This window comes from Diaminobutyricimonas aerilata (assembly GCF_002797715.1).
GTDB classification, from domain to species: domain Bacteria; phylum Actinomycetota; class Actinomycetes; order Actinomycetales; family Microbacteriaceae; genus Diaminobutyricimonas; species Diaminobutyricimonas aerilata.
On record NZ_PGFF01000001.1, the window covers coordinates 1,204,424 to 1,220,421 of the forward strand.

General features: G+C 70.1%; 11 protein-coding genes and 1 tRNA gene. 8 read left to right on the forward strand and 4 right to left on the reverse strand.

Going from position 1 to position 15,998, the window contains the following annotated elements:
• Nucleotides 1-6 precede the first annotated feature (6 nt).
• Nucleotides 7-939, forward strand: a complete 933-nt coding sequence (gene nudC, locus CLV46_RS05805; protein ID WP_100363903.1) for an NAD(+) diphosphatase — start codon at nt 7-9, stop codon at nt 937-939.
• Nucleotides 933-2,651, forward strand: coding sequence for an ATP-dependent helicase (locus CLV46_RS05810; protein ID WP_100363904.1), 1,719 nt, complete (start codon nt 933-935; stop codon nt 2,649-2,651). Before nudC ends, CLV46_RS05810 begins: the two co-directional genes overlap by 7 nt.
• 785 nt (nt 2,652-3,436) lie before the next feature.
• On the opposite strand, the gene CLV46_RS05815 is transcribed toward CLV46_RS05810, so the two are convergent.
• Entirely contained in the window at nt 3,437-4,765 is a 1,329-nt protein-coding gene (locus CLV46_RS05815; RefSeq protein ID WP_100363905.1) for a zinc-dependent metalloprotease, read from the reverse strand.
• A gap of 113 nt (nt 4,766-4,878) precedes the next feature.
• Between CLV46_RS05815 and CLV46_RS05820 the strand changes: the two genes are divergently transcribed.
• From CLV46_RS05820 to CLV46_RS05830, 3 genes are all read left to right on the forward strand, one after another.
• Nucleotides 4,879-5,988 (forward strand): YlbL family protein, encoded by a 1,110-nt coding sequence (locus CLV46_RS05820; RefSeq protein ID WP_245866567.1) that lies wholly within the window; start codon nt 4,879-4,881, stop codon nt 5,986-5,988.
• Nucleotides 5,989-6,114: 126 nt separating this feature from the next.
• Entirely contained in the window at nt 6,115-9,024 is a 2,910-nt protein-coding gene (locus tag CLV46_RS05825; protein WP_245866570.1) for a UPF0182 family membrane protein, read from the forward strand.
• Between the two features lie 36 nt (nt 9,025-9,060).
• Nucleotides 9,061-9,137: transfer RNA gene (locus tag CLV46_RS05830), tRNA-Met, on the forward strand.
• 63 nt (nt 9,138-9,200) lie between these two features.
• Here the strand turns inward: CLV46_RS05830 and CLV46_RS05835 are convergent.
• Complete coding sequence (locus CLV46_RS05835) at nt 9,201-9,695, reverse strand: bifunctional nuclease family protein (protein WP_100363907.1); 495 nt, start codon at nt 9,693-9,695, stop codon at nt 9,201-9,203.
• A gap of 115 nt (nt 9,696-9,810) precedes the next feature.
• On the opposite strand from CLV46_RS05835, the gene CLV46_RS05840 reads away from it, so the two are divergent.
• Together CLV46_RS05840 and CLV46_RS05845 are read left to right on the forward strand one after the other, a co-directional pair.
• A complete protein-coding gene (locus tag CLV46_RS05840) occupies nt 9,811-10,734 on the forward strand; it encodes a 5'-3' exonuclease (RefSeq protein ID WP_100365918.1) in 924 nt (307 codons plus the stop codon).
• A 62-nt stretch (nt 10,735-10,796) separates the two neighbouring features.
• Complete coding sequence (locus tag CLV46_RS05845) at nt 10,797-11,957, forward strand: AI-2E family transporter (protein WP_100363908.1); 1,161 nt, start codon at nt 10,797-10,799, stop codon at nt 11,955-11,957.
• 204 nt (nt 11,958-12,161) lie between these two features.
• Here CLV46_RS05845 and CLV46_RS05850 read toward each other — a convergent pair whose 3' ends face one another.
• A complete protein-coding gene (locus tag CLV46_RS05850; RefSeq protein ID WP_100363909.1) occupies nt 12,162-12,725 on the reverse strand; it encodes a hypothetical protein in 564 nt (187 codons plus the stop codon).
• An 8-nt stretch (nt 12,726-12,733) separates the two neighbouring features.
• Nucleotides 12,734-13,885, reverse strand: coding sequence for a zinc-dependent alcohol dehydrogenase (locus tag CLV46_RS05855; protein ID WP_100363910.1), 1,152 nt, complete (start codon nt 13,883-13,885; stop codon nt 12,734-12,736).
• A gap of 175 nt (nt 13,886-14,060) precedes the next feature.
• On the opposite strand from CLV46_RS05855, the gene CLV46_RS05860 reads away from it, so the two are divergent.
• Nucleotides 14,061-15,968, forward strand: coding sequence for a glycoside hydrolase family 127 protein (locus CLV46_RS05860; protein WP_100363911.1), 1,908 nt, complete (start codon nt 14,061-14,063; stop codon nt 15,966-15,968).
• Nucleotides 15,969-15,998 lie beyond the last annotated feature (30 nt).

The window sequence follows — 15,998 nt, forward strand, 5'->3', positions numbered from 1 at the left end:
GTCGCCATGTCGTCGTTCACCTCCCGCCTTCCGCTCTCGCGCTCGGCGATCGACCGTGACGACGTCTCCCGCCAGCGGGACGACCTGCTCGACGAGCTCTGGGCGGACGCCTCCACGCTCGTGCTGCCGCTCCACGACGGGTCGGCGCCGCTGCGCACCGACGGATCCCTCGCCCTCGTGCCTCCGTTCCCCGTCGACTCCTCGGTGCTGCGCGTCTACCTGGGGCGCACCCTCCCGGACGAGCGCGACGCAGGCGGAACGCCCGTCGTCGCGGTCGTCGTCGACGAGCGGACCGTGCCCGGCGTCGGCGAGGTCGAGTGGGTCGGACTCCGAGCGGTCGGAGCGGCGCTCCCCGCCCGCGATGCCGGCATCTTCACCGAGGCGCTCGCGATGGCGAACTGGCACGCCACGCATCGCTTCTCACCGCGCTCGGGTGCGCCCACGACGGCGGCGCGCGCGGGCTGGGTGCGGATCGACCCGACCGACGGCAAGGACCTGTTCCCGCGCACCGACGCGGCGATCATCGTCGGTGTCACCGATGCCGATGACCGACTGCTGCTCGGCGCCAACGCGATGTGGGCGGGCAAGCGGTACTCGCTGCTGGCGGGCTTCGTCGAACCGGGGGAGTCCCTCGAAGCGGCCGTCGCCCGCGAGGTGCACGAGGAGTCGGGACTCCGCGTCGACCAGGTGACATATCTCGGCAGCCAGCCGTGGCCCTTCCCCGCCTCGCTCATGGTCGGGTTCACCGCGCGTGTCGCCGAGGGCGCCTCGACCCAACCGGTGCCCGACGGCCAGGAGATCATCGATCTGCGGTGGTTCTCCCGTGAAGAGCTCGCCGCGTCACTCGACGAGATCGGGCTGCCCGGACACGCGTCGATCGCGCGGGCGATCATCGAGCAGTGGTACGGCGGTCCCATCGAGGACGGCATCGAATGGTGAGTGCCGACGCACTGCTCGAGGCGCTCGACGACGAGCAGCGCCGGGCGGCCGAGGCCCTGCTCGGACCGGTGTGCCTCCTCGCCGGCGCCGGAACGGGCAAGACCCGGGCGATCACGCACCGCATCGCGTACGGCGTGGCGACCGGCGTCTACCCGCCCGGGCGCGTCATGGCCCTCACCTTCACCACCCGGGCCGCGGGGGAGCTGCGTTCCCGGCTGCGCGCACTCGGCACCTCGGGGGTGTCCGCGCGCACCTTCCATTCGGCGGCGCTGTCGCAGCTGTCCTACTTCTGGCCGCAGCTCGTCGGCGGTTCGCTGCCCAAGCTCGTCGAGAGCAAGGGGCGCCTGCTCGCCCACGCGGTGGACGGTATGCGCCTCAAGCTCGACACCGCGACCCTGCGCGACCTCGCTTCGGAGATCGAGTGGCGCAAGGTCTCCGGGCTCACGATCGAGGAATACGAGCGCGCCGCCCACACGCGAGTGCTTCCGGGCGATCTGACGCCCGACCGCGCGGCGCAGGTTCAACTCGCCTACGAGAACCTCAAGGACGAACGGCGTCAGCTCGACTTCGAGGACGTGCTGCTGGCGACCGCCGGCATGATCGAGCAGGAGCCGCGGGTCGCCCAGCAGGTGCGCGAGCAGTACCGGTTCTTCGTCGTGGATGAGTACCAGGACGTGTCGCCGTTGCAGCACCAGCTGCTCGAGCTGTGGCTCGGCGACCGCGACGACGTGTGCGTCGTCGGCGACGCGAGCCAGACCATCTACTCGTTCGCGGGCGCCTCGAGCGACTACCTGCTTGGCTTCCCGTCGAAGCACGACCGCGCCGTCGTCATCCGCCTCGAGCAGAACTACCGCTCCACGCCCGCGATCGTCGACACCGCGAACCGGCTGATGCGCGGCCGGGCCGGAGCGCTCGAACTCGCCTCCGCCGCCGACGTGCGCGGTCCGGAACCGGTGGTCTCGTCGCATCCGCACGATTCCGCCGAAGCGCGCGCCGTCGCCCAGCAGATCAAGAAGCTCGTCGAGCAGGGGGAGAAGCCGGAGAGCATCGCCGTGCTGTACCGCATCAACGTGCAGGCGGCGGCGCTCGAGTCGGCGCTGTCGGATGCGGGCGTGAGCTACCAGGTGCGCGGCGCGACCCGCTTCTTCGAACGGCGCGAGGTACGTGAGGCGCTCATGATGCTCAAGGGCGCGTCGGTGTCGATCATGGACGAACCGCTCTTCAAGACGGTGAGCGACGTGCTGCGCTCGCTCGGGTGGAGCCAGCAGGCGCCCGAGGCGCGCGGGGCGGTGCGGGAGAAGTGGGAGGCCCTCGACGCGATCATGGGGCTCGCCGAGCAGGCGCCAGCGGGCACGACGCTGCGCGAGTTCGTCGACGACCTCTTCGCCCGCCAGGCGACTCAGCACGAGCCGACCGTCTCGGCGGTGACCCTCGCCACGCTCCACTCGGCGAAGGGGCTCGAGTGGGACACGGTGTTCCTCGTCGGGTTGAGCGAAGGACTCGTGCCCATCTCGTACGCGAAGGGCTTCGACGCGATCGACGAGGAGCGGCGCCTCATGTACGTCGGCATCACGCGAGCGCGCCGGCGGCTGCAGCTGTCGTGGGCCGAGCAGGGGATGCATCGGCAGACGATGCGGCAACCGAGTCGTTTCCTCGCTGAGTTGCGTCCCAGCACGCGCACTCGGGATGCCGTGTCCACGTCCGCCGGCTGACTCCGGCCGCCGTCACGAGCAACGACGTGCCGGCAACGCCGTCCTGCAGCATCCGCACGGCTGCGACCGCCGCCTCGGTGGCGAGCAGGGGCGGCTCCGCGAACCGCCGCCCGAGCACCTGCGCCGAGATCGCGACGTGCGCCGCGTCGTCGTCTGCGCGGTGCAGTGCCAGGCAGTGCAGACACGGCGACCGGCCGGGCGCCACGAGCGGGCCGACCGTGATGGCGTTGCCGGTGATGACCACCGGCAGATGGGCGATGTCTCGACGCAACCACGCGCCCGCGGAGCGAGGCGCCGTGACCCCGTGCTCGACGAGCACCGCCACCTCCGGAAGCGGCGGCTCCGGCTGATCGGCACGGCCACGGGTGACCGCGTCGCCCTCGGCGGCGAGCAGTCCGGTCACCGTGTCGGCGACGCGCCCAGTGCCGCACACGGTGATCCGGCGTCGACGTCGCGCCGGATCGAGGAGCGCCGGGCCGACCGCGGTCAGTACCCGGTCGACGGCCGCGTCGTCGCCGTGCACGACCGCGCGGAGCACTCCGCGCGGCGCCCCGGTGGCGAGCGCCTGCAGCAGACGTTCGTCGAGTGCACTGACCCCGTCGAGGCGGGCCACCGGATGATCCACGCCGAATTGCACGGAGTCGGGGGTGCGCCAGACGAGGGGGATGCGGGGGTCGAGACGCAACGACATTCCGTCATGATGCGACGGCGCGACGGGCTGCGGGCCGGCCGTCCACAACGAGAGCCGCGAGAAGCTCCCGACAGAGGTTGGGGAGGAGCGGCGCTCACGCCTCCTTGGGCCGGTCCGTTCCCTCGTCGCCGAGCAGGTCCTCGAGCGCGCGGTCGAAGTCGTCCGGTTCCGGCGCCGGGCCGGTGAGGCGGGCGGTGAGCGCCGCGGGGTCGTCGATGTCCGACCCGACGGGCACCAGGTCGGGGTGCGACCACAGGGCGTCGCGTCGCTCGGCGCCGACGGCATCCGTCACGGCACGCCACATCGCGGCGGCCTCGCGCAGGCGTCGCGGCCGCAGCTCGAGTCCGACGAGCGTCGCGAATGCCGACTCGGCGGGCCCACCGGATGCCCGACGGCGCTTCACCGTCTCGGCGATCGCGTCCGCGCGGGGGAGACGCGTGGTCGCCTCGGCCGTCACGACATCCACCCAGCCCTCGATGAGGGCGAGCATCGTCTCGAGGCGTTCCAGGGCGGCGAGCTGCTCGTCGGTCTTCGGCGGGATCAGGGCGCCGCTCGTCATCGCCTGACGCAGTTCCTCGGGGTTCTGCGGATCGAAGTCGGCCGCGAGCTGCTCGAGCCGCTCGGTGTCGATGCGGATGCCGTGCGCGAACTCGGTGATCGAGGTCAGCAACCGCAGGCGCAGCCACTTGGCGTGGCGGAACAGACGCGCGTGCGCGAGCTCGCGGACCGCGAGGTACAGCTGCACCTGGTCGACCGGGATGTCGAGGCCCGTTCCGAATCCGGCGACGTTCTGGGGGATGAGCGCCGCCTCCTCGTCGAGCAGCGGGATGCCGACGTCGCCGCCGGAGACCACCTCGGTGGAGAGCTGACCCACGACCTGGCCGAGCTGCATCGCGAACAAGGTGCCGCCGACGTTGCGCATGAGCTGCCCGGCGTTCTGCAGCAGGCCGGCCATCTCCTCCGGCGCCTGATCGCGCAGCACGTCGGTGAGGGCGTTCGCGATGGAGGTGGCGACGGGTTCGGCGAGCTGGGTCCAGACGGGCATGGTGGCCTGAGCCCACTCAGTGCGGCTCATCAACCGCGGAGTGGAGGGCAGCTCGGCCACGAAGGTGGCCTCGTCGAGCCACAGTGCGGCGACGTGGAACGCCTGCTCGAGCTGAGAGCGCTCGGCGGGCAGAGTGGGCACGGAGGTGCGGGTCGAGATCGACCGGGCCTGCTCGAGAGCGAGACCCCAATTGATGCCGTCGCCGCTGGATTGCAGCGCGCTCTGCAGCTGCGCGATGAGCCGGGCCACCATCTCGGGGTCGTTGGGCAATCCCGCCGCTCCCGCGAGCTTCGACGGGTCGATGTCGGAGTTGCCGGAGAGGAAGTCCCGGAGCATGTCACGGAACTCGTCGGGCTCGTCCCGCGGATCGTCAGCCATGCGATCTACGCTAGTCCGTGCGCCCCGCCCGGAACCCGGAATCGACCTAGGCTGGGGCGTCTGCGCGTGCGCCCGTGGCGAACACGTCGCCCCGATCGCTTGGAAGGAGCGCAGTGGTCCTGTTCACCGACGTCGAACCCGACGTGCCTCACGGAGCGCGCCGGTCGACCTGGGTCGGCTGGCTCCTCGTCATCGTCGGGCTCGTCGCCGCCCTCGTCATCGCGGTGACACCGGCCCCCTACGTGATCGAACGTCCGGGACCCGTGTTCAACACCCTCGGCGACACGCGGGTCGGCGGGGAGGAGCGTCCGCTCATCCAGATCCCGGATCAGGAGACCTTCGAGACCGACGGCGCGCTGAGCCTGCTGACCGTCACGGTGTCGGGCAACCCGCAGCAGCTGCCGACCTGGATCGACATCGCGCTCGCCTGGTTCGACCCGAGCAAGAAGGTGGTGCCCGTCGCCGAGGTCTTCCCTCCCGGGACCACGCTCGAGCAGTCGAACGAGCAGAGCCGGGTCGACATGGAGAACTCGAAGCAGGAGGCCATCGCGGCCGCGATGACCGAACTCGACTACGAGTACACGTCGACGCTCACGATCGTCGCCACGACAGATGGTCTGCCCGCGGACGGGGTGCTTCGAGAGGGCGACCGGATCGTGTCTCTCAACGGCGAGGCGTTCACCGACGTGACCTCGCTGCGCGAGGCGATCGCCGAGAACGGCACGGACGCCGCCGCGGAGGTCGTGGTCGACCGGGACGGCGAGCAGGTGACCGAGGAGCTCACCCCGGTGCCCGGCCCCGACGGCAAGCCCGTGCTCGGCATCACCGTCGGCAGCGAATACGACTTCCCGTTCGCGGTCGACATCGAACTCGACGACGTCGGCGGACCGAGCGCCGGGATGATGTTTGCGCTCGGGATCATCGACAAGCTCACCCCGGGCGAGCTCAACGGTGGCGAGAACGTCGCCGGCACGGGCACGATCACGGCGGCCGGTGAGGTGGGACCGATCGGCGGCATCCGGCAGAAGATGTACGGCGCGCTCGGCAGCGGTGCCGACTGGTTCCTCGCCCCCGCGGGCAACTGCGAGGAGGTCGTCGGCAACGTGCCGGAGGGGCTCGAGGTGTTCGCGGTGCAGACGCTCGACGATGCCGAGGCGGCTGTCGAGGGCATCGCCGCGGGGGACACGGCGGATCTGCCCGGCTGCGAGGCTTTCGCCGGCTGACGGCCACATCCGCCGGGGCTCGGCACCCGCGCATGCCCTCAGCGAACGGACCTCAACTCCGGCGTTCTCGCAGTCTGTCCCCCATAGGATGGGGGCCCGACCCAGTTCCTGAGCCGAGGGTGCCCCTTGTCCACAGCAAACCCGCCCGCCAATCGAACTCGAGCCACCATCGCGGTCGTCGCCGCGGTGCTCGCCGTGATCGTCATCGGGTTCTTCATCTTCGCGAGCCTGTACACCGACGTGCTCTGGTACGAGCAGGTCGACTACCTCGGCGTGCTCCTCACCCAGTGGGGTGCGCAGGCCGCCATGTTCGGTGTGGGCTTCCTCGGCATGGCGCTTCCGGTGTGGGCGAGCCTGTTCATCGCGTTCCGGTTCCGGCCGATGTACGCGAAGCTCAACTCGCAGCTCGACCGCTACCAGCAGGTCGTCGAACCGCTGCGTCGCGTCGCGATGCTGGGCATCCCGATCGTGCTCGGTCTCTTCGCCGGCGTCTCGACGGCGTCGCGGTGGCCCGTCGTGCTGCAGTGGCTCAACCGCACGCCGTTCGGTGAGACCGACCCGCAGTTCGGGCTCGACATCTCGTTCTACGTGTTCGAGCTGCCCTTCTACCACGGGGTCGTCGGCTTCGCCTCGGCCGTCGTGCTGCTGTGCGCGGTCGGCGCGCTCGCGACGAGCTACCTCTACGGCGCGCTCCGCGTGAACGGCCGCGAGGTGCGCATCTCCCGCACCGCACGCATCCAGCTCGCCGTCACCGGCGCCATCTACCTCGCGCTGCAGGCCGTGAGCCTGTGGCTCGACCAGTACACGACGCTGTACTCCTCGCACGAGGGCTTCCTCGAGACCGGCGCCGGCTACACCGTGGCGAACGCCACCATCCCGAGCCGCGCGATCCTCGCCGGCGTCGCCGCGCTCGTGGCGATCCTCTTCATCGTCACCGCGGTGATCGGCCGCTGGCGCCTGCCGATCATCGGCACCGCGCTGCTGCTCGTGACCTCGTTGCTCATCGGCTCCGTGTACCCCTGGATCGTGCAGCGCTTCCAGGTGGAGCCGAGCGCGCAGACCCTCGAAGAGGAGTACATCCAGCGCAACATCGATGCGACCCGCGCCGCCTACAACGTGGACGGCGTCGAGGAGCAGCCCTACAACGCGACGACCGACGCCACGGCCGGCGCGCTGCGCGAAGATGCCGAGACCACGGCGAACATCCGCATCGTGGACCCGGCGCTCGTCTCGGACACCTTCCGGCAGCTCGAGCAGGTGCGGCAGTTCTACCAGTTCCCCGAGTACCTCGACGTGGACCGCTACGAGATCGACGGCGCCACGCAGGACACCGTGATCGCGCTGCGTGAGCTCAACCAGGAGGGCCAGAGCTCCCGCGGCTGGCTCAACGACCACATCATCTACACGCACGGTTACGGCGTCGTCGCGGCGTACGGGAACCAGCGCGCGGATGACGGCGAGCCGGTGTTCCTCGAGTCGGGCATCCCGCTCAGCGGCGGCCTCGGCGAGTTCGAACCGCGCATCTACTTCGGCGAGACGTCGCCCGAGTACTCGATCGTCGGTGCGGACGAGGGCGCCAACGCCCGCGAGATCGACTACCCGACCGCCGGCGAGGACGAGTCGGAGAGCCCGCGCTTCACGTTCGACGGCGACGGTGGACCGAAGCTCGACAACGTGTTCAAGCGCCTGCTCTACGCGCTCAAGTTCCAGTCGGAGCAGATCTTCCTCTCCGACGCGGTGAACGACCAGTCGCAGATCCTCTACGATCGTGACCCGGCCACGCGCATCCAGAAGGTCGCTCCGTACCTGACGCTCGACAACGACCCGTACCCCGCGGTCGTCGACGGCAAGATCGTCTGGATCGTCGACGCGTACACGACGAGCGCGAACTACCCGTACTCCGACACGAACAGCCTGTCGGAGACGATCGCGGACACCTACCAGCCGCGGCCGAACTTCCCGCTCGACAACATCAACTACATCCGCAACTCGGTGAAGGCGACCGTCGACGCGTACGACGGCACGGTCACGCTCTACGCGTGGGACGACCAGGACCCGGTGCTGAAGACGTGGCAGAAGATCTTCCCGTCGACGCTCGAGCCGATGAGCGAGATGAGCGACCAGCTGCTCGACCACGTGCGCTACCCGGCGGACCTGTTCAAGGTGCAGCGGTCGGTGCTCGAGCGCTACCACGTCGACACGGCGAACTCGTTCTACCAGGGCAACGAGGCGTGGAGCACGCCGAACGACCCGACGGCCTCGTCGTCGAACCCGACGCTGCAGCCGCCGTATTACCTGACCATGCAGGTGCCGGGCACGGAGCAGCCGGCGTTCACGCTCTATTCGACGTTCATCCCGAACAACTCCGGGCAGAACGCGCGCAACGTGCTCACCGGCTACCTCACCGCGAACTCCGATCCGGGGGAGGACTACGGCAAGCTCACGATGTTGACGCTCCCCGAGGGTCAGGTGCCCGGACCGGGGCAGGTTTTCAACACCTTCAGCTCCGACACCGAGGTGGCCAACCAGCTCGCGCTGCTCGAGCGCGGCAACACCGAGGTGCGGCGCGGCAACCTGCTGACCCTCCCGGTCGGCGGCGGTCTGCTCTACGTGCAGCCCGTGTACGTGCGCGCCACTGGCGAATCCGGGTACCCGCTGCTGCGCAAGGTGCTTGTGGCGTTCGGTAACGACATCGCGTTCGAAGACACCCTCGATCAGGCGCTCGACACCCTGTTCGGCGGCGACTCCGGTGCGGATGCCGGTGACACGGACGTGGAACCGACCGATCCGGAAGACCAGCCGGGCGCGGAGGAGCCGCCGGCCGAGGAGCCGCCGGCGGAGGAGCCGGGCACCGAGACGCCTCCCGCCGAGGAGCCGAGCACGGGCGGCGACGCCCTCGCCCAGGCGCTGGCGGATGCGCGCCAGGCGCTGCAAGACCGCGAGGCCGCGTACGCGCGGAACGACCTCGTCGCCGCGGCTCAGGCCGACGAGGCACTGCAGGACGCGATCGAACGGGCCATCGCCGCGAGCGAATAACCGCCCCGCCCCGCTGTGCTAGGCTTTTCCATGCGCCGCGGGGTGGAGCAGTTCGGTAGCTCGCTGGGCTCATAACCCAGAGGTCGTAGGTTCAAATCCTGCCCCCGCAACCACCACAGAAGGCCCGGAACCACTGGTTCCGGGCCTTCTGCTTTGTCTGGCCGGATGCGGCGGGCTCAGCCCTGGAAGTCCTCCGGGTCGACCTCGTCGAGGAACTTCTTGAACTCCTCGAGCTTCTCCTCCTCATCCGGTTCGCTCGTGAAGTCGTCGTCGACCGACGCGGCGGCCATCACCTCGTCGGCCACCCACAGCGGGGCGCCCGTGCGCGACGCGAGGGCGATCGCGTCGGAGGGCCGGCAGTCGATCGACACCGGGCGACCGTCGACCCGCAACGACAACTCGGCGAAGTAGGTGCCCTCGTCGAGCCGGGTCACCTCGACGCGTTCGACCGTCGCGCCGACCGTCTCGAGCAGCGTCTTCATCAGGTCGTGCGACAGCGGCCGCGGTGCTTGCGCTCCCTCGATCGCGATGAGGATCGACGTCGCCTCCTGCTCGCCGATCCAGATCGGGAGCACGCGGTCGGTCCTGGGGTTCCCCGCCATCGGTTTGAGGAGCACGACGTGCTGCCCTCGAACGTCGATCGCGATACCGGCGATACGCACCTGGGTCATGAGAGATCTCCTCGTCGAGCGCGGATGCCCGCACGCTACCCAGTGCGGATGCGATAAACAACCGGGACGCGGAGCCGCGGTGCGGCACACTGAATGCGTGACCACCGGACGCCTCATGCTGCTCGACACGGCCGCCCTCTACTTCCGGGCGTTCTACGGGGTGCCCGACACCGTCACGGCGCCCGACGGCACCCCCGTGAACGCCGTGCGCGGACTGCTCGACATGATCGCCCGTCTCGTGACGGAGTTCCGCCCGGACGAGCTCGTGGCCTGCTGGGACGACGACTGGCGCCCGCAGTGGCGGGTCGACCTCATCCCGAGCTATAAGACGCACCGCCTCGCGGAGGAGGTCGAGGTCGGACCGGACGTCGAGGTCGTGCCGGACCCGCTGAACGTGCAGGTGCCGGTCATCGTCGAGGCGCTGACCGCGCTCGGGATCGCCATCGTCGGCAAGCCGGGCTACGAGGCCGACGACATCATCGGCACCCTCGCGACCACCGCATCCGGGCCCGTCGACGTCGTCACCGGAGACCGCGACCTGTTCCAAGTGGCCGACGACGACCGCGAGGTGCGCGTCATCTACACCGCGCGCGGCATGAGCCGGCTCGAGATCGTGACGGATGAAGTGCTGCGGGGCAAGTACGGCGTCTCTCCGTCCCAGTACGCCGACTTCGCCACGTTGCGCGGCGACACCTCCGACGGACTGCCCGGCGTGCCCGGAATCGGCGAGAAGACGGCCGCGGGACTGCTGCGCGACCACGGCGACCTCGGGGGCATCATCGCCGCCGCCGACGCCGCACCCGCGTCGGGCATCTCGGCGACGATGGCGGCGAAGATCCGGGGCGCGGCCGACTACCTCTCGAAGGCGCCGGCGGTGGTCGCCGTCGTGCGCGACCTCGACCTGCCGCCGTTCGACGCGAGCATCGGCGTCCCGGATGCCGGTCGCGCGCGATTCGCGGAGCTCACCACGCGCTGGGGGCTCGGAGAATCCGCGACGCGCGTGCTCACCGCCCTCGACGCCCGCGCCTCCGCATCCTGACGATTCGCCCGGCGCCCCGCCTCACACCGGATGCGGTGGGACGCGCCTCCTAGGCTCGGACCATGCCCTTCTCGCGCCGGTACACGACGGACGACTCCGTGACCCCGCCTCCGCCCGCGGGCCTGTGGGCCGACAAGTTCGGCAAGGTGGCCACCCGCACGCTGCAGAGCATCATCCTCGTGATCGCGATCATCGGGATCGTGTACGCGGCGATAGCGCTGCGACTCGTGGTGATCCCGGTGCTGCTCGCGTTGATCGTCGCCGCCGCGCTCGGCCCGATCGTCGAAGCCCTCCACCGTCGGGGCCTCCCGCGCGTCGCCGGCGCCGCGCTCGTGCTGGTCGTCGCCGTGCTCGGTCTCGGCGGCCTCGTGACCGGCATCGTCTTCGCGGTGCGATCGCAGTGGCCGCAGCTCGTCGAATCCGCCACGCAAGGCGTGGAGCAGCTGCGCGAGATCGCGGAGGGGTTCGGCATCGCGACCGACCAGGAGGCCATCGACGACGCGGTGGCGCAGGTGCAGGAGTTCCTCACCAGCTCCTCGTTCACCTCGGGCGCCATCTCCGGCGTCTCGAGCGCGGTCGAGCTCATCACCGGCACGGTGCTCTTCGCCTTCGTGCTCTTCTACTTCCTGCGCGACGGCGCGAGCATCTTCGAGTTCCTCATCCGCCCCTTCCAGGGCCGCTACCACGTGAAGGCGCAGCGTTCCGGGCGTCGCGCCCTCGAGGTGATGGGCGGCTACGTGCGCGGCACGGCGCTCGTCGCCCTCGTCGACGCGGTGTTCATCGGCATCGGACTCTTCGCGGTCGGCATCCCGTTCGCGCTCGCGCTTCCGCTCGCGGTGCTCGTGTTCGTCTTCGCATTCGTGCCGATCGTGGGCGCGACCGCCGCAGGCGTGCTCGCGGCGCTCGTCGCGCTCGTGACCGCGGGGTTGTGGCCGGCCATCATCATCGTGATCATCGTCGTCGCCGTGAACCAGATCGAGGGGAACTTCCTGCAGCCGGTCGTGCTCGGCCGCTCGCTGCAACTGCACGCGCTCGTCGTGCTGCTCGCGATCACCGCCGGCACCATCCTCGCCGGCATCACCGGCGCCATCCTGTCGGTGCCGCTCGTCGCATCCGCCTGGGCGATCGCGAAGGCGTGGAGCGGCGACGAACCGCCGCACGGCACCACGGTCGGCAAGCCGCCGCGTCGCGACAGACGCCGAGCCCCCGCCGTCGCGGAGTAGTCCGTTCCGCTGCCGTCGGCCGGGCGGCCCGGATGCCGCTCGCCGAGGGCCCGGCCTTAGTCGCGCCTGCCGTCTGGCGGCAGCGGGAGCGGATGTTCCGAGCGACACGCCGGTGAAGCGCCGCGGTCGGCGGCGCGCCGAGTCGGGCATCCGCTCTCGCTGACTCCCCGGTACGAATCCCGGCGGCGATGACCGATCGGGGACCTAGCGGCGGGCGAGCCGCCGTACGACCTTGAACGCCACCACGCCCGCGAGCACCCACGGGCCCGCCACGAGGATCGGGTCGAGCCAGGTGTGGTTCACATCGACCCGGTTGCGTCCGTAGCGCGACGAGATCGGGTGCCGGCGGAACTCGCTGAGGATGCCGGTCTCGGTGATCGGGTTGTCGGGACGGGTGGTCGCGAACGATGCGAGGTGGCTCTCGATCGCGTCGACCCGGTCGCCGACGATGAGCAGCAGCCAATGGGCGGCGCGCCCCTCGCTGAAGCGTCGGTACGCGTACCCGCGGATCACCCCGGAGAGCCCCTTGAGCGGCTGGGCGGTGCCGAACACCGGTGTCATCGACTTGTGCTCGATGGACCGCTCGCGCGGTCCGGACTGGGGTTGCGATTCGGGGAGGTCCCAATGCGCACCCGAGTCGAGGTCACGCCGCTCGCGAGGGAACGAGGGACGGTTCGCGGGATCGAGGTCGGCACCCCAGCCGGGAATGCGGGCGCGGAGCTCGTCGGCGGAGGGTGCGGGATTCTGCTTCTCGGCGGGATAGGCCACGGGGACTCCTAGGCTTCGCTGTTCGGGATGACGACGGTCTTGATGCAGTCGTCGAGCTTCGACGAGAACATGTGGTACCCCTCGGCGATGTGCTCGAGCGGGATCCGGTGGGTGATCATGTCGCTCGGCTTGATGTAGCCGTTCCGGATGTGCTCGAACAGCCGCGGCCATTGCCGCTTCACCGGCGCCTGGTTCATGCGCAGGGTGAGCCCCTTGTTCACCGCGTCGCCGAACTTGACGAGGCTGAAGATGGGTCCGTAGGCGCCCAGCACCGACACCGTTCCACCCTTGCGGACGGAGTCGATGGCCCAGTTCAAGGCGATGGGGGACCCGCCCTGCAGCTTGAGCTTCGAGCCGGTGATGTGCTGCAGCAGGTTCCCGTCCGCCTCGGCTCCCACGGCCTCGATCACGACGTCGGCTCCGAGGTTCTCGGTCTGGTTCTTCAGCTCGACGATGATGTCGTCGTACTCCGCGAAGTTGAGCGTCTCGGCGTGCGACATCGTGCGCGCCTTCTCGAGGCGGTAGTCGAGGTGATCCACCACGATGACCCGGCCCGCGCCCATGAGCCACGACGACTGTGCTGCGGCGAGGCCCACCGGACCGGCGCCGAACACGACGACCGTGTCGCCCTCGACGATGTCGCCCAGCTGCGCTCCGAAGTACCCCGTCGAGAACGCGTCGGTGAGCATGAGCGCATCCTCGTCGTCCAGCCACTCGGGGATGATCGAGGGGCCGACGTCGGCGAAGGGCACTCGCACGTACTCGGCCTGTCCGCCGTCGTAACCGCCGGTGGTGTGCGAGTAGCCGTAGATGCCGCCGACCGCGGTCGCGTTCGGGTTGACGTTGTGGCAGTTGGAGTAGAGCCCGCGTGCGCAGAAGAAGCACGAACCGCAGTAGATGTTGAACGGCACCATGACCTTGTCGCCGGGCTTGAGGTTCTGCACCGACGATCCGACCTCGTGCACCACACCGATGAACTCGTGTCCGAACGTGTGACCGACCCTGAGGTCCGTCATGAGCCCGTGATACAGGTGCAGATCCGAGCCGCAGATCGCGGCGCGCGTCACGCGCACGATGGCATCGTTCGGATGCTCGATGCGCGGCATGTCCTTCTCTTCGACGCGCACCTTGTACGGCCCGCGGTACACCATTGCTCTCATGTGTGCCCTCCGCGCGCCATCCTCACCCGGGCATCGTGCTCGGCATGCTCCGCGGGGAAGTCACTCAGGAAGGTCGGAGGTCGCGGCGGGCTGAGCGTCGGTTCAGCCGACTCGCGGTCTCAGGTCCCGCCCGGTTGACTGGGGGTGTCCACGACCGCGCCGCACTGGAGGACACATGCCCGCTTCGACCCGCCGCAGCTCCCTGCCGATCACCGACGTCGTCATCGACGACGCGTTCTGGGCGCCCCGCCGCGAGACGGTGCGCACCGCGACGCTGCCGCAGCAGGAGCACATGCTGCGCACCGGGGGCCAGATCGAGGCGCTCGCCCACGCGTGGAAGCCGGGCGACCCGAACGAGCCGCACGTGTTCTGGGAGTCGGATGTCGCGAAGTGGATCGAAGCGGCGAGCTACAGCCTCGCGACGCATCCGGATGCCGCCCTCGAGCGGCGCGTCGATGAGGTCATCGAGGCGCTCGCCGGCGCCCAGCAGGAGGACGGCTACCTCAACACGTACTTCACCGTCGTGCGCCCGGGGGAACGGTTCACCGACCTGCGCGACGCCCACGAGCTGTACGTGGCCGGGCACCTCATCGAGGCCGGGGTGGCGCACCACGCCGCGACCGGCAAGACGACGCTGCTCGGCATCGTGCGGCGGTTGGCCGATCTCATCGACCGCGAGTTCGCCCCGGGCGGTGCGGCGGAGGGCGGCTACGACGGTCACGAGGAGATCGAGCTCGCGCTCGTGAAGCTGTACCGCGCCACGGGGGAGCGGCGATACCTCGACCTCGCTGCGCGACTCATCGACGCGCGCGGCACACAGCCGTTCTACTTCGAGCTCGAGGCGCAGCGGCGCGGGACGCCCGGCTACTTCGGCCACGTGTTCCCCGACCGCGACGCGCACCCGCAGCGGTTCCGCGAGTACAACCAGAGTCACCTGCCCGTGCGGGAGCAGCGCGAGGTCGTGGGTCACGCCGTCCGCGCGATGTACCTGTACTCCGCGATGGCGGATCTCGCGCAGGAGCTCGACGACGCCGCCCTGCGCGAGTCATGCGAACGGCTGTGGGACGACCTCACCGGCACGAAGCTGTACGTCACCGGCGGACTGGGCGCCGACCCCTCCATCGAGGGCTTCGCCGGTCCCTACGAGCTGCCGGACGCATCCGGCTACGCCGAGACCTGCGCGGCCATCGGGCTCGTGCTGTGGGCGAAGCGGATGGCGCTGCTCACCGGTGAGGGACGCTACATCGACGTGCTCGAGCGCGCCCTCTACAACGCGGTGCTGAGCGGGGCGTCGGCCGACGGCGTCTGCTACTTCTACGGCAACCCGCTCGCGAGCGACGGGTCGGTGGAGCGCAAGGAGTGGTTCGGCGTCGCCTGCTGCCCGCCCAACTTCGCCCGGCTGACGCAGTCGCTCGAGTACTACGCGTACGCGCAGGGCGACCACGAGGCGGTCGTCGACCTGTTCGTCGCGGGCACCGCGCGGTTCCGGTTCGACGAGACGGCCGTCGGGCTACGCGTCTCGACGGAGTATCCGCATGACGGCGCGGTGCGCATCGAGATCGAAGCGGATGCCGAGAGCGAATTCATCCTCGCGGTGCGGCTGCCCGAGTGGGCTCGGCAGGGCGCGGTTCTGCGTGTTGTGGGGGAGCCGCTCGACGTGGGCACGGTGCTCGACGGCGGCTATGTGCGGCTCTCCCGGCGGTGGAGCCCCGGAGACGTCGTCGAACTCGAGCTGCCGATGGAGCCGCGCCGAATCTGGGCGGATCCGCGCGTGACCTCGACGGTCGGTCGTGTCGCCCTGCACCGCGGCCCGCTCGTGTTCTGCCTCGAGGGGGTCGACCACGACGCACCGCTCGACGCGATCTCCCTGCCGCGCGGCGCCTCGTTCGCCGTCGCGCGTGACGATGCGCTCGGCGTCGACGTGCTCGTCGGTGACGGCGTCGCCGACGAGCCGTCGGGGGATCTCTACCCGGAACGGCCTCTGGGACGGCGACCGATTCCCGTGCGGGCCGTGCCCTACGCCGCGTGGAACAACCGGGGTCGGTCGAGCATGACGGTGTGGGTGCGAGAGGCTGTCGCGTGAGGACAACCGGCCGACCGCACGCCGGCTCGA

Coding starts and splice junctions, on each gene's coding strand:
- nudC (WP_100363903.1), top strand. CDS start 7: ATGTCGTCGTTCACCTCCCGCCTTCCGCTCTCGCGCTCGGCGATCGAC.
- CLV46_RS05810 (WP_100363904.1), top strand. CDS start 933: ATGGTGAGTGCCGACGCACTGCTCGAGGCGCTCGACGACGAGCAGCGC.
- CLV46_RS05815 (WP_100363905.1), bottom strand. CDS start 4,765: ATGGCTGACGATCCGCGGGACGAGCCCGACGAGTTCCGTGACATGCTC.
- CLV46_RS05835 (WP_100363907.1), bottom strand. CDS start 9,695: ATGACCCAGGTGCGTATCGCCGGTATCGCGATCGACGTTCGAGGGCAG.
- CLV46_RS05840 (WP_100365918.1), top strand. CDS start 9,811: ATGCTGCTCGACACGGCCGCCCTCTACTTCCGGGCGTTCTACGGGGTG.
- CLV46_RS05845 (WP_100363908.1), top strand. CDS start 10,797: ATGCCCTTCTCGCGCCGGTACACGACGGACGACTCCGTGACCCCGCCT.
- CLV46_RS05855 (WP_100363910.1), bottom strand. CDS start 13,885: ATGAGAGCAATGGTGTACCGCGGGCCGTACAAGGTGCGCGTCGAAGAG.
- CLV46_RS05860 (WP_100363911.1), top strand. CDS start 14,061: ATGCCCGCTTCGACCCGCCGCAGCTCCCTGCCGATCACCGACGTCGTC.